Genomic DNA, 13,403 nt, shown 5'->3' with positions numbered 1-13,403 from the left:
TATCAGTCTATTACAACTTTTCTCAGATAGTACACTTTTCTTGCTATCGTTTTCTGGTAGTAGTATACTTATACTGTAACCATTAATAGGATGGTTACAAAAATAATTTTACGAGGTGAAAAAAATGGTTGAATTGAAAAAAGATGCATTAAAAGACGTAACAACATTATCTAAATCAGCGCCTGAAGCGCTAGCAAAAACAAAGGAAGTGCTTAACCAAGCAGTAGCAGACTTGTATGTGGCTCACATTGCCCTTCACCAAGTTCACTGGTACATGCGTGGTCGTGGTTTCCAAGTATGGCATCCTAAGATGGATGAATACATGGATAGCCTAGATGGTTACCTTGATGAAGTCAGCGAACGTTTGATCACCCTTGGAGGCAAACCTTACTCAACTTTGACAGAATTCCTTCAACACAGTGAAATCGAAGAAGAAGAAGGAGAATTCCGTAACGTTGAAGAAAGCTTGGAACGTGTTCTAGCGATTTATCGCTACCTCATCGCTCTTTTCCAAAAAGCTTTGGATGTGACTGATGAAGAAGGTGATGATGTTACAAACGATATCTTTGTTGGTGCTAAGGCTGAACTTGAGAAAACAGTTTGGATGCTTGCAGCAGAACTTGGACAAGCTCCTGGTTTGTAAAATATAGTTGCTATCCCTTTTATCATGAGGTGCTTGATAAGTGCCCATGACCAATCATCTTTTAAAAGTCATGTAACTGTAAAAAGTTGCATGACTTTTTTATCTGCTAGACTTAGGATACATTGTCAAAAGTAGGATTTTACGGTATAATAGTTGCTGTTAGAGAAATTTTGATTTTCAAAGAATAGTGAAATGTTATAAGGAGAACCCATGAACAATTTACCAAATTGCCCAAAATGTAATTCAGAATATGTCTACGAAGATGGAAATCTCTTGGTCTGCCCAGAGTGTGCCTATGAATGGAATCCTGCTGAAGTTGCAGAAGTAGAAGAAGGTGTTGTCGCTATCGATGCTAACGGAAATAAATTGGCTGACGGTGATACTGTAACTCTTATCAAGGATTTGAAAGTAAAAGGTGCGCCAAAGGATTTAAAACAAGGAACTCGCGTTAAAAATATCCGTATCGTAGAAGGTGACCACAACATCGACTGTAAGATTGATGGTTTTGGAGCTATGAAACTCAAGTCAGAATTTGTTAAGAAAATCTAGCCATGAAACTGAATTATAAATTTATCTTTTATAGTCGTGTACTTTTGTTCTTAGCGGCATTTACAGGAGTTTATTTGGAGATTACCAAGCACGGTGGCTTTGGTATGCTCCTTTACTACACAGTGTTGTCCAATCTTTTGGTAACGATTTTCACGGGCTACCTGCTCCGTGTGATGAGCCGTTCAGGTGAAAATTGGCAAAGTCCGACCTTGCTTCGTCTTAAGGGTGGTGTTACCATGAGTATCATGATTACCTGTGTGATTTACCATTTTATGCTTGCACCGATTGCGACAGACTTTTACCGAGTGGAAAATTTCCTTTGCCACTATATCGTTCCACTCTGGTTTTTAGCCGACACCCTCTTCTTTGATAAACAGGGTCAATACAAGATCTGGGATCCAGTCTTGTGGACCATCTTGCCCTTGGTTTATATGATTTTTGCCTTGTTTAACGGCCTGGTCTTAAAACTCAATATTCCGAATTCCAAGGACAATCCCTTCCCTTATTTCTTTTTAAATGTGAACAAGGGTTGGGACACGGTTATCAAATGGTGTTTGATCATTTTTGCGGCGTATATGGTTGCAGGCTTCATCTTCTATCTGATCAAGCAAATCAAGCGAAAATAGTCTTCCTATGAGGAAAGTTAGGACGGAGTCTCTAGTTCAATCGGGCTCCTTCTTTTCTTGCCATCTTCCTTTTAAAAAGATCAACAGTGAGAAATATATAGAAAGAAAATCCATGAAACAATTTTTAGAACGGGCTAGTATTTTGGCCCTCTCCCTCGTTTTGATTACCTCCTTTTCCATATCAAGTGCTCTGCCAGCCATGTTTGACTACTATCAGGGCTATCCCAAAGAACAAATCGAGCTCTTGGTCAGCCTTCCTTCTTTTGGGATCATGATTATGCTGGTTTTAAATGGGTTTTTGGAGCGTTTGCTTCCTGAGCGTCTTCAGATTAGTCTGGGACTTCTCATCCTCTCTATCGGTGGAACAGCTCCCTTCTGGTATCAGGATTATAATTTTGTCTTTGCTATGCGGATTTTATTTGGCTTGGGTGTTGGGATGATCAATGCCAAGGCTATTTCCATCATCAGCGAACGCTATCATGGAAAGACACGGATCCAGATGCTGGGTCTCCGCGGATCAGCGGAAGTTGTCGGGGCGTCGATTTTGACTCTAGTGGTAGGTCAACTCTTATCCTTGGGATGGACAGTGACCTTCTTGGCCTACAGTGCGGGATTTTTAGTATTGATTCTTTATCTGCTCTTTGTCCCTTATGGGAAAGAAAAGAAAGAAACAAAGAAAAAAGAGGCCGAAACGACTCGTTTGACAGGACAGATGAAAGGCCTAATTTTTCTATTGGCTGTCGAAGCAGCAGTTGTTGTCTGTACCAACACAGCTATCACCATTCGTATTCCTAGTCTGATGGTGGAAAGAGGTCTAGGGGATGCCCAGTTATCGAGTTTGGTTTTAAGTATCATGCAGTTGATTGGTATCTTGGCAGGTGTGAGTTTTTCTTTCTTTATCTCTCTGTTTAAAGAAAGGTTGCTCCTTTGGTCAGGTATCACCTTTGGATTGGGGCAGATTGTGATTGCCTTGTCTCCGTCATTGGGTGTGATGGTAGTTGGAAGTGTTGTGGCAGGTTTTTCTTACAGTGTGGCCTTGACCACTGTCTTTCAGCTTCTTTCCGAAAGAATCCCAGCCAAGCTCCTTAATCAGGCAACGTCTTTTGCTGTTTTAGGATGTAGCTTTGGGGCCTTTACGACACCTTTCATTCTTGGAGCGATTGGTTTGGTAGCTCAAAACGGTATGTTGGTCTTCACCATTCTAGGATGCTGGTTGATTGTCACTTCTATCTTTGTTATGTACGCACTTCAAAAGAGAGCTTAGGATTGGTTTCCTAAGTTTTTCTTTCTGGAAAATTTGTACCCAGACAATTATTGGTTTTTAAACTTGTTTACACTTTTATTTCCTGATAAAATAGAAGTTATGACGAGATATAAAGCAACTATTTCTTATGATGGTTTTGCCTTTGCCGGTTTTCAGCGCCAGCCTCATGCGCGGAGCGTTCAAGAGGAAATCGAAAAAACCTTAACGAGACTCAATAAGGGGCAAGCCATCACTGTTCATGGTGCTGGTAGGACTGATAGTGGGGTTCATGCTCTTGGACAGGTCATTCATTTTGATCTGCCCTATCAGATGGATGAGGAAAAACTCCGTTTTGCCTTGGACACCCAGTCCCCAGAAGATATTGATGTGATTTCAATTGAGATTGTGGCGGATGATTTTCATTGTCGTTATGCAAAACATAGCAAGACTTATGAGTTTATCGTGGATAGAGGGCGCCCCAAAAATCCTATGCGTCGTCACTACGCTACTCACTTTCCCTATACGCTTGATGTGGAGCGGATGCAGATGGCAATCAAAAAGCTAGAGGGAACCCATGATTTCACCGGTTTTACAGCATCTGGAACCAGTGTAGAGGACAAGATTCGCACCATCACAGAAGCTAGTTTAACAGTCGATGAGACAGGCCAATTTTTGACCTTTACCTTTTCAGGAAATGGATTCTTGTATAAGCAGATTCGCAATATGGTGGGGACGCTACTTAAAATCGGAAATAACCGAATGCCAGTAGAGCAGATTGACTTGATTTTGGAGAAGAAGGACAGGCAGCTTGCAGGTCCAACGGCGGCACCAAATGGTTTGTATTTGAAGGAGATTCGATATGAAGAATAATCGTATTTTAGCCCTTTCTGGGAATGATATTTTTAGTGGAGGTGGTTTGTCAGCTGATTTGGCTACCTATACCTTGAACGGTTTGCATGGCTTTGTAGCAGTGACTTGTTTGACGGCCTTGACCGAAAAGGGCTTTGAGGTCTTTCCTACGGATGATACTATTTTTCAACATGAATTGGATAGCTTGCGTGATGTCGAGTTTGCAGGGATTAAGATTGGCCTTCTCCCTACTGTTAGTGTGGCTGAGAAGGCCTTGGACTTTATCAAGCAACGTCCAGGAGTGCCTGTGATATTGGACCCCGTTTTGGTCTGCAAGGAAACGTATGACGTGGCTGTTAGTGAGCTCTGCCAAGAGTTGATTCGTTTTTTCCCTCATGTCAGTGTGATTACGCCAAATCTTCCTGAAGCAGAATTGTTAGCGGGTCAAGAGATCAAAACATTGGAAGACATGAAAGCTGCAGCTCAAAAATTGCATGATTTAGGAGCGCCAGCAGTTATTATCAAGGGAGGCAATCGCCTCAGTCAGGACAAGGCTGTGGATGTCTTTTATGATGGACGAACCTTTACTGTCCTAGAAAATCCCGTTATCCAAGGACAAAATGCTGGTGCAGGTTGTACTTTTGCCTCAAGCATTGCCAGTCACTTGGTTAAAGGGGATGAACTTTTCCCAGCAGTAGAGAGTTCTAAAGCTTTCGTTTACCGTGCTATTGCACAAGCAGATCAATATGGAGTAAGACAATATGAAGCAAACCAAAACAACTAAAATCGCCCTTGTATCTCTATTAACTGCCCTTTCTGTGGTTCTAGGTTATTTCTTAAAAATCCCGACACCAACAGGTATTCTAACTCTCTTAGATGCGGGTATCTTCTTTGCGGCCTTCTACTTTGGCAGTAAAGAGGGGGCTGTCGTTGGAGGTTTAGCAGGTTTCTTGATTGACCTCTTATCAGGCTACCCTCAGTGGATGTTCTTTAGCTTGATCAACCATGGCTTGCAGGGATTTTTCGCAGGATTTAAAGGGAAATCTCAGTGGTTAGGACTTATCTTGGCAACGATTGTCATGGTAGGGGGCTATGCCTTGGGTTCAACTTTGATGAATGGCTGGGCGGCAGCCCTACCAGAAATCCTACCAAATTTCCTGCAAAATATCGTGGGTATGGTTGTAGGATTTGTAGTCTTTCAGAGCGTCAAGAAGATAAAATAAAAAAGTCAGCTTCAATAGCTGACTTTTTGCTTGTCTAGATTTAATCAAAATAAAGCAAATCTTTGCTGGTGCTTGTAAAGAGGTCAAAGCCATCCTTGGTAACAACACCACAGTCTTCGATACGAACGCCGACTTTACCAGGGATATAGATACCAGGTTCAACAGAGAAGCACATGCCTTCTTCGATGACCATGTCGTTTCCTTCCATGATAGATGGGAATTCGTGGACATCCATACCGATACCGTGACCGAGACGGTGGTTGAAGTACTCACCGTAACCAGCTTTTTCGATGACTTCACGGGCAGCGCGGTCTACTTCATGAGCAGTCACACCAGGTTTGATAAAGTCAAGGGCAGCTTGTTGGGCTTCAAGGGTCAAGTTATAGATATCTTTCTTGAATTGGTCAGGCTTACCGACAGCGACTGTACGAGTCATATCTGATGCGTAGCCATTGACCATAACACCCAGGTCAAAGAGGAGAAGGGCATCTTTTTCGACCTTGTTTGCACCAGGAATTCCGTGTGGATTTGCAGCATTGTCACCAGTCAAAACCATGGTATCAAAACTCATTTCATAGCCTTCACGTTTTAAGGCGAAGTCGATTTGGGCGATGATATCTGTCTCTGTTTTATCAAGAGAGATATTGTCAAAACCAACCTTAACAGCCTTATCAGCGTAGAGCCCTGCAACCATCATTTTTTGCACTTCATCAGCTGATTTGATGAGGCGCATGCGTTGGATGCGAGGAGTGAGGTTTTCAAACTCAGCAGTTTCAAAGACAGTTTTCAAACCATGGTATTTGGTCAAGATGAGATTGTCAAACTCAACAGCAACACGTTTGAAATCGTGCTGTGGCAAGGCATTTTTGATTTTTTGCCATGGATTTTCAGAATCCACATAGCCCACAACTGGGAAGGAAATGGTGCTACTTGCACGTTCTACTTCAAGAGCTGGGACAAAGAGGAGAGGTTCCTGATCTGCTAGAACAAAGAGGAACATTTGGCGTTCATGGGGATCACTGTAAAAGCCAGTGAGGTAATTAATAGTGACGGGGTCAGATACGACAGCGACGTCTAGTTTTTCTGATTCAAGATATGTTAGGATTTGTTGTAATTTAGACATATGCTACCTTCTTTCTACCCCTCTATTTTGGCAAAAAATGAGAGAAAATGCAAGAGAGAAGGGTAAAAGAATAGGCAAAAAGAACTCCGACAAGATAAGGGAGTTCTTTTATCTAATTTTCCTTAGTTTAAGAAAAGTCAGCCTTGCTTTTCACATCACTGTATTCTTCAGCGATTTCTTGACTGAGGATGTCCTCATAGGCAGGGAGTTGGATATCCTGACCGTATTTCTTCTTGAGGGCAGTAGTGACTAGGCGATAAGCTAGATTGGCATTACGAGAGAGGATAGGTCCGTGGAAGTAGGAACCAAAGACATTCTTATAATGAACCCCTTCGCCGACCTTTTCCTCGTTATTTCCATTTCCATAGACCACCTGTCCCAGCGGTTTTTGGTCATCTGAGAGGAAGGTGCGACCTTGGTGATTTTCAAATCCATAGTAGGTTTCATCGAAATCTTCATTGTGAATCTTGATGTCACCGATAAAGCGATTATTGGTCTGGTTGAGGGTATAGTGGCCCATGACACCGAGTCCTTCGATGCGTTTGCCTGAAGCTTCAATATAATATTGCCCCAAAAGTTGAAAACCACCACAGATGGCTAGAACTACTCCGTCGTTTTGGATGTAGTTGTCAATGCTCTCTTTTTTAGCAGGTAGGTCGCTTGCGATGATGCTTTGTTCAAAGTCTTGACCACCACCGAAAAAGGTGATATCGTAGTGGTTTTCATCAAAGTCATCATGGAGAGAAACGATGTCAACCGTCACATGAGCCCCCAATTTTTCAGCCACATACTTGAGCATAAGGATGTTTCCATTGTCCCCGTAGGTATTCATGAGGTTTCCATAGAGGTGGGCGATGTTGAGCTGATAAGGGTAGTTGCCAGCTTTTGAGGAAAGTGAAGTATAAACCATCAGTTCATCTCCTTTCTAACAATCTGACGACTAGCCAGCAGTTCGCGGAATTCTAGCATAGCAGTATAGGTAGCCAGAATATAGGCATGTTTGCAGTCTTGGTTCTCGATGGTTTTGAGAACTTGCTCCAGATTGCTTGTCTCAGTGATTTTATCAGCTGGATAGCCCGTCACTCGTAGACGGCGTGCAATTTCAGAATGACGAACACCGCCAGCGTTGATTTCAGGAATGTCCATGTCAGTGATTTGTTCAAAGTCCGCATCCCAGATCCAGCTAGTATCAATCCCATCAGCATAGTTGGCGTTGAGAAGGACAGATAGGCTAAATGGACAAGGCGCTAGTTTGATCATCTCGATAGCTTGAGTTGCACCGACTGGATTCTTAATCAAGACAAGGGTGCATTCCTTATCACCGATATGGAAGGTTTCCTGGCGTCCAAAGACAGCACGGCTTTTGTCAAATCCCTGCTTGATGAGTTGTGAATCGGCACCGAGGAAACGGGCAATAGCGACCGCAGCAAGGGCATTGTAGATATTGTAGAGCCCACCGATTTGGATTCCGTATTCTTGTCCGTCAATGACAAAGCGAGAGCGATTGTTAGTCAATTCAACCAATTCTGTCAGACGGTAGTCCAAGTCAGGACGTTTGCAACCACAATTTTCACAGATATAGGCCCCCAAGTTAGCATAGGTATTGTGCTCATATTTGAGGATGCCTTGACAGTCAGGGCAGAGAATACCTTCGGTATTGTAGTGAGCCAGTTGGGCTGGCCCTTTTTCCAAGTCAAAACCAAAATACTGAACAGGATTTGGAATAGCTGGCTTGTAGAAAAGCGGACTGTCACCATTGAGGAGAACAGTAGCCGTAGGCACCTTACGGATGGCATCTAAAATCATGTTATAAGTTGTGTAAATCTCACCGTAGCGGTCCATCTGGTCACGGAAAATGTTAGTGATGACAAAAAGGCTAGGATGGATATAGTCACAGATACGAGAAAGACTGGCCTCGTCAATTTCGAGAACGGCAATGTTTTTCCCAGTTTTAGAGGATTTGGCCGTCAAGAAGGTTGTCGTTATCCCTGTGATCATGTTGGCACCACTTGGATTGGTCAGAACCTGACCATACACCTCTTTTAAGATGCCGACAGTGAGGGCAGTTGTCAGGGTTTTGCCATTGGTTCCAGTGACCACGACAATCTCGTAGTTCTTAGCTAAATTTTGTAGAATATCTTTATCAAATTGAAGGGCGAGTTTTCCAGGGAGCGTACTTCCACGGCCAAGACGGCTCAAGATGAAGTGAGAAGAGCGCCCAGCTAGAAGGCCCAAAGTAGTTTTTAATTTCATGTTTCTATTATATCATAAAAGAGGGAAAAGACAGATTAGATACTCAATGAAAATCAAAGAGCAAACTAGGAAGCTAGCCGCAGGCTGTACTTGAGTACGGCAAGGTGAAGCTGACGTAGTTTGAATTTGACTTTCGAAGAGTATGAGATTTCGCAGAAACAAAAACAGCCCAAAGAGGGCTGTGAGTGATTAGTTCTGAAACCAAGTTGCGATTGGAAAGTCGTTTTGTTTCAGTTCCAGATTTGTTTTTGTTAGAAGTTGGCCATTTTCTAAGGAATACAATAACAAATGTTGATTGGTTACGACTAATACCTTGTTTGTCAAACTTGTATCGATGTGTATTATCTCTTCGGTAGAGTCAGGTAAATCTTTTCTAACATTGATTAGATAGCTGGATTCATCAGAGAGATTGACAATAGACAAGGCACAGCGATCATTTCCATCTGCCTCATGTTTTACAATCAATCGGTCTTCTTTCGGTGTTTTATAAAGAAGATTGGGATTGTTCTCTGGTAGCGTGATGAAGTGCTTTTCCTTCCTAGACAAGTTCATGACAAGTATGCGATTGTCTGGATCCTTAGAAAAGGTTTCCGTATTTCGGGTATAAGCAACGCTACTGTAATAATTGTCACCGATTAATTCAGAAGAAGTCAACATTTCAACGATCTTTCCTTCGCTTGTCAGAGGTGTGCGAGACAATTCTTTTAGTTGGTCATTTTCGTCTAATTCAACTAAATATCCATCAAACACTAAAGCGGGTCGTTGGCGAGGCTCATCATGAAACCCCAAACCGAGATAGAGGCGATTCCCTCTACCATGGAACTGGATTGGAAAGGAAGTGGATTCGGAGAATGTTTTCTGAGTAATCAGCTTTCCTGAGGTGTCAAACATACTGAGCACCCCATCCTCAGTTGTAGTTTGGCCTGTGTAGAAGAACTTGTCTGATACTCCAGCTCCCGAATAAGCATAGAAGGGAGTTGAAGTTTTCCGGATGTCCCCTGTCTGAAAGTCAAGGGATACGATGTTCTGAGTGGATGCCTTCCCTCTGGTATTTCCAGATGAGAAGACGAGATAGCGATTGTCAAACCGTCCCTGAGGAAACCAGAAATTGACATCTTCTGCAATGGAGAAATCCTCAGTCTTTATGAGCTGAAACTGATCGTTTTGCAACTGATAACTTTGAATAGATTTTGAATTGACAAGATAAAACTCAGCAGCTTGATTGACTGTGAATCGCTGTTTTTGAGGTAAAATCAAGCGAAAAAGTACCCAGCAAAGTAGGAGAAAAATGAAGACTATACTGACACAGAAAACCAGTGTTTTCATAGCCGTACTTTTTCCTTTGTATAGGAAGGAAAAAGGAGAGTGTTTTGGTGATTTAACTGGCATTCCCATGTGACTAGCCTCCTTTTTGAACAGAAAATGAAGACAACATCCTACACCTATATTATAAGCTTTTACAGCTAAAAGCACAAATAATCTTGCAAGGAAACTATGGACTGGATAGAAAAAGACAAACACCAAAATGGATGCTTGTCTTGTGGAGAATATCTGAAAACTTAAATCGCAAACAAGTCATTCAAGTTCTCAGCCAAGGTTGGGTGAGTGAAGATTTGTTTTGTGAAGTAAGTATAAGGAATCTTGTTGTCCATCGCAACAGTGATGATGTTAATGATTTCTTGAGAACCTTCTGAGAAGATAGTTGCACCGAGAATTTCTTTAGTTTCAGTATTCACAACAGCTTTGAAAGCTCCACGAAGGTCTCCGTTTACGTGACCACGAGGCATTGCTGCAACAGGGATTTCCTTAACGGCGTATGGAAGTTTCAAATCTGCTGCTTGGCTTTCCGTCAAACCAACTTGTGAAAGTGCAGGTGTGATGAACATGGTGTTTGGTACATTGAGACGGTCTTCAAGTGTGTAGCTGCCATCTCCAGCAAGGTAGCTGTAGACAACGCGGAAATCATCAAGTGAAATGTAAGTGAATTGAAGGCCACCGTTGACATCTCCAACTGCAAAGACACCAGGAACGTTTGTTTGACAATGTTTGTCGACCTTGATAGCACCACGTTCCGTTAGTTCAATATCGGTATTTTCAAGTTGAAGTGGTTCTACGTTTGGTTTACGTCCAGTTGCGTAGAGAAGGGCATCAAAACGGTAAGTTTCGTTTTCAGTTACGACGAGAACTTGGTCACCGTCGTTTTTGATTTCAGTAGTACGGATGTTTTGAAGCAGTTCAATTCCGTCTTCTTCCATGTATTGTTTAGCAAGAGCTGCGATGGAAGGTTCTGCACGAGGTAGGAAAGTATCCAAGGCATCTAGGACTGTAACTTTGCTTCCAAGTTTGTTGTAAAGACCTGCAAATTCAAGACCGATATTTCCGCCACCAAGGACACCGAGCTTTTCAGGCAATTTGTCCAAATTTTGGATACCTGTTGAGTCAAAGACGTTTTTGCTTGTAGCAAGTCCGGGGATTGGCAAGACGTTAGAAACAGCACCGGTATTGATAACGATAGTTTCAGCAGTCAGTTCTTGTTTTTCGTCACCAGCTTGGATTTCGATGACTTTGTTTGAAAGGAAGTGAGCTTCCGCATCAAAGATATCCACACCTGTACCAGCAACAGTAGCATAGTTTTTACCATTGAGGCGACTAGTGATAGTATTTTTGGTAGCAATGACTTCTTCAAAAGACAAATTTTTCTCAGCAGCAACTAGCAAGGTTTTAGTTGGGATACATCCGATGTTGATACAAGTACCACCATACATCGCTTTACTGCGCTCGATGACAGCAACTTTTTTTCCAGCCGCATTCATCTTAGCAGCCAAAGTCTTACCGGCTTTACCAAATCCAATGACAATTAAATCGTATGTTAACATTTTTAAATCCTCCTATTTGATTTAATTCTAGCACAAGAAAAAAACTTTTGCACAAATCTGCTACGGGAAATGAAGTAAGTTTGAAATGGTCCCTTCAAATCCTTTGATAAACAAGTTTCAGGCTACTTTACAGCTAGAAAATCGTTTACATGTTTTAATCAAGTGGTTAGACTATCTTTTGCCCCGCTCTTGTGTTATACTAGATAGGTTGCAAAGAAACTCGTACTTTTCTTTCGTGGAAAAGAAGCAACACGGTATCTCGTTTTTTAAGAAGATACATCATGAAAAGAAAAGTATAAACTAAAGCCCTATAGGGTGGCTTCGCACCACCTTTAGAAAGAAGAAAAACGTGAAATTTAATGAATTTAACTTGTCTGCTGAATTGCTAGCAGAGATTGAAAAAGCTGGATTTGTAGAAGCAAGTCCCATCCAAGAACAGACCATTCCATTGGCTCTTGAGGGGAAAGACGTTATCGGTCAAGCCCAGACTGGTACAGGGAAAACCGCGGCCTTTGGCTTACCAACCCTTGAAAAAATCCGTACAGAAGAAGCAACTATTCAAGCCTTGGTCATCGCTCCAACTCGTGAACTCGCTGTTCAAAGTCAAGAAGAACTCTTCCGCTTTGGTCGTAGCAAGGGAGTGAAAGTTCGCTCAGTTTACGGTGGTTCCAGCATTGAAAAACAAATCAAAGCCCTTAAGTCGGGTGCTCATATCGTTGTAGGAACACCAGGTCGTCTCTTGGACTTGATCAAACGCAAGGCTTTGAAATTGCACGATATTGAAACCCTCATCCTTGATGAAGCGGACGAAATGCTCAACATGGGCTTTCTTGAAGACATCGAAGCTATTATCTCTCGTGTCCCTGAAAGTCGTCAAACCTTACTCTTTTCAGCAACTATGCCAGATGCTATCAAACGTATCGGTGTTCAGTTTATGAAGGACCCTGAGCATGTCAAGATTGCTGCCAAGGAATTGACAACAGAGCTGGTTGATCAGTACTATATCCGTGTCAAGGAACAAGAAAAATTTGATACTATGACACGTCTTATGGATGTGGAACAACCTGAGCTTGCTATTGTATTTGGTCGTACCAAACGCCGTGTAGATGAATTGACTCGTGGACTGAAGATCCGTGGCTTCCGTGCTGAAGGAATTCATGGTGACTTAGACCAAAATAAACGTCTTCGTGTCCTTCGTGATTTTAAAAATGGGAATCTTGATGTTCTAGTTGCGACTGACGTGGCAGCACGTGGTTTGGATATCTCAGGTGTGACCCATGTCTACAACTACGATATTCCACAAGATCCTGAAAGTTACGTTCACCGTATCGGTCGTACAGGTCGTGCTGGTAAGTCAGGTCAATCTATTACTTTCGTAGCACCAAATGAAATGGGCTACCTTCAAATCATCGAAAACTTGACTAAGAAACGCATGAAAGGCTTGAAACCAGCAACAGCAGAAGAAGCCTTCCAAGCTAAGAAACAAGTAGCGCTCAAGAAAATCGAACGAGACTTCGCAGACGAAGCCATTCGTGGGAACTTTGAGAAATTTGCTAAAGATGCTCGTAAGTTAGCAGCAGAATTCAGTCCAGAAGAATTGGCTATGTATATCTTGAATCTGACAGTCCAAGATCCAGACAGCCTTCCTGAAGTGGAGATTGCGCGTGAAAAACCACTGCCATTTAAACCATCAGGTAATAGCTTCGGTGGTAAAGCTAAGGGAGGTCGTGGAGGCCGTCGTGGGGATGACCGTCGAGACCGTGATCGCCGTGGCAATGGTCGTCGTGATGAGTTCAAAAAAGGTAGTCGTGGAAACGACCGTTTTGATAAAGACAGACGTTACCGTAATAAAGACAATAAAAAACCTCGCAACACTTCAAGCGAAAAGAAGACCGGCTTTGTTATTCGTAACAAAGGAGACAAATAGAAAAAAGCGATTCACACTGTGAATCGCTTTTATATATAAGGAGACCGATAGTAAAAGAAGATGGTGATAGTAAAGGATAGGTGAAACGGAA

At 42.4% G+C, this 13,403-nt stretch carries 13 protein-coding genes; 8 read left to right on the top strand and 5 right to left on the bottom strand.

All coding sequences use genetic code 11. The annotated features are described in order from the left end of the window. Window positions 1-124 precede the first annotated feature (124 nt). The 7 genes from MK405_RS04625 (at window position 125) to MK405_RS04595 (ending at window position 5,133) form a co-directional block, all read left to right on the top strand. Window positions 125-643, top strand: coding sequence for a Dps family protein (locus MK405_RS04625; protein ID WP_061597893.1), 519 nt, complete (start codon window positions 125-127; stop codon window positions 641-643). Window positions 644-853: 210 nt separating this feature from the next. Then, on the top strand, window positions 854-1,192 hold the full coding sequence (locus tag MK405_RS04620; protein WP_001061598.1) for a zinc ribbon domain-containing protein YjdM: 339 nt from the start codon (window positions 854-856) through the stop codon (window positions 1,190-1,192). Between the two features lie 2 nt (window positions 1,193-1,194). Then, window positions 1,195-1,818: a Pr6Pr family membrane protein gene (locus MK405_RS04615; protein WP_268704440.1), complete on the top strand. Its 624-nt coding sequence runs from the start codon at window positions 1,195-1,197 to the stop codon at window positions 1,816-1,818. A gap of 112 nt (window positions 1,819-1,930) precedes the next feature. Next, a complete protein-coding gene (locus MK405_RS04610; RefSeq protein WP_268704439.1) occupies window positions 1,931-3,082 on the top strand; it encodes an MFS transporter in 1,152 nt (383 codons plus the stop codon). A 99-nt stretch (window positions 3,083-3,181) separates the two neighbouring features. Next, the gene (gene truA / locus MK405_RS04605; protein WP_268704438.1) at window positions 3,182-3,931 is read left to right on the top strand and encodes a tRNA pseudouridine(38-40) synthase TruA; all 750 of its coding nucleotides are present in this window, start codon (window positions 3,182-3,184) and stop codon (window positions 3,929-3,931) included. Continuing rightward, window positions 3,921-4,694, top strand: coding sequence for a bifunctional hydroxymethylpyrimidine kinase/phosphomethylpyrimidine kinase (locus MK405_RS04600; protein ID WP_268704437.1), 774 nt, complete (start codon window positions 3,921-3,923; stop codon window positions 4,692-4,694). Before truA ends, MK405_RS04600 begins: the two co-directional genes overlap by 11 nt. Next, window positions 4,672-5,133, top strand: a complete 462-nt coding sequence (locus tag MK405_RS04595) for an ECF transporter S component (protein WP_109289739.1) — start codon at window positions 4,672-4,674, stop codon at window positions 5,131-5,133. Before MK405_RS04600 ends, MK405_RS04595 begins: the two co-directional genes overlap by 23 nt. A 40-nt stretch (window positions 5,134-5,173) precedes the next feature. Here the strand turns inward: MK405_RS04595 and MK405_RS04590 are convergent, their stop codons facing one another. The 5 genes from MK405_RS04590 to MK405_RS04570 form a co-directional block, all read right to left on the bottom strand. Continuing rightward, a complete protein-coding gene (locus tag MK405_RS04590; protein ID WP_268704436.1) occupies window positions 5,174-6,256 on the bottom strand; it encodes a M24 family metallopeptidase in 1,083 nt (360 codons plus the stop codon). Window positions 6,257-6,383: 127 nt separating this feature from the next. After that, a complete protein-coding gene (gene gatD, locus MK405_RS04585; RefSeq protein ID WP_042902571.1) occupies window positions 6,384-7,166 on the bottom strand; it encodes a lipid II isoglutaminyl synthase subunit GatD in 783 nt (260 codons plus the stop codon). Then, a complete protein-coding gene (gene murT, locus MK405_RS04580; RefSeq protein ID WP_268704435.1) occupies window positions 7,166-8,509 on the bottom strand; it encodes a lipid II isoglutaminyl synthase subunit MurT in 1,344 nt (447 codons plus the stop codon). The genes gatD and murT overlap by 1 nt, the downstream gene beginning before the upstream one ends. 189 nt (window positions 8,510-8,698) lie before the next feature. After that, window positions 8,699-9,904 carry a hypothetical protein gene (locus MK405_RS04575; RefSeq protein ID WP_268704434.1) on the bottom strand — a complete coding sequence of 402 codons (1,206 nt, stop codon included), beginning with the start codon at window positions 9,902-9,904 and terminating at the stop codon, window positions 8,699-8,701. A 164-nt stretch (window positions 9,905-10,068) separates the two neighbouring features. Then, window positions 10,069-11,385 carry an FAD-containing oxidoreductase gene (locus MK405_RS04570; protein ID WP_268704433.1) on the bottom strand — a complete coding sequence of 439 codons (1,317 nt, stop codon included), beginning with the start codon at window positions 11,383-11,385 and terminating at the stop codon, window positions 10,069-10,071. Window positions 11,386-11,734: 349 nt separating this feature from the next. Between MK405_RS04570 and cshA the strand changes: the two genes are divergently transcribed. Then, window positions 11,735-13,312: a degradosome RNA helicase CshA gene (gene cshA, locus MK405_RS04565; RefSeq protein WP_061597883.1), complete on the top strand. Its 1,578-nt coding sequence runs from the start codon at window positions 11,735-11,737 to the stop codon at window positions 13,310-13,312. Window positions 13,313-13,403: the final 91 nt, after the last annotated feature.

The sequence above is a fragment of the Streptococcus oralis genome, from assembly GCF_026782345.1.
GTDB lineage: Bacteria > Bacillota > Bacilli > Lactobacillales > Streptococcaceae > Streptococcus > Streptococcus oralis_CK.
This window is presented reverse-complemented; position numbering and strand designations above follow the sequence as displayed.

Coding starts and splice junctions, on each gene's coding strand:
- MK405_RS04625 (WP_061597893.1), top strand. CDS start 125: ATGGTTGAATTGAAAAAAGATGCATTAAAAGACGTAACAACATTATCT.
- MK405_RS04620 (WP_001061598.1), top strand. CDS start 854: ATGAACAATTTACCAAATTGCCCAAAATGTAATTCAGAATATGTCTAC.
- MK405_RS04615 (WP_268704440.1), top strand. CDS start 1,195: ATGAAACTGAATTATAAATTTATCTTTTATAGTCGTGTACTTTTGTTC.
- MK405_RS04610 (WP_268704439.1), top strand. CDS start 1,931: ATGAAACAATTTTTAGAACGGGCTAGTATTTTGGCCCTCTCCCTCGTT.
- truA (WP_268704438.1), top strand. CDS start 3,182: ATGACGAGATATAAAGCAACTATTTCTTATGATGGTTTTGCCTTTGCC.
- MK405_RS04600 (WP_268704437.1), top strand. CDS start 3,921: ATGAAGAATAATCGTATTTTAGCCCTTTCTGGGAATGATATTTTTAGT.
- MK405_RS04595 (WP_109289739.1), top strand. CDS start 4,672: ATGAAGCAAACCAAAACAACTAAAATCGCCCTTGTATCTCTATTAACT.
- MK405_RS04590 (WP_268704436.1), bottom strand. CDS start 6,256: ATGTCTAAATTACAACAAATCCTAACATATCTTGAATCAGAAAAACTA.
- gatD (WP_042902571.1), bottom strand. CDS start 7,166: ATGGTTTATACTTCACTTTCCTCAAAAGCTGGCAACTACCCTTATCAG.
- murT (WP_268704435.1), bottom strand. CDS start 8,509: ATGAAATTAAAAACTACTTTGGGCCTTCTAGCTGGGCGCTCTTCTCAC.
- MK405_RS04575 (WP_268704434.1), bottom strand. CDS start 9,904: ATGGGAATGCCAGTTAAATCACCAAAACACTCTCCTTTTTCCTTCCTA.
- MK405_RS04570 (WP_268704433.1), bottom strand. CDS start 11,385: ATGTTAACATACGATTTAATTGTCATTGGATTTGGTAAAGCCGGTAAG.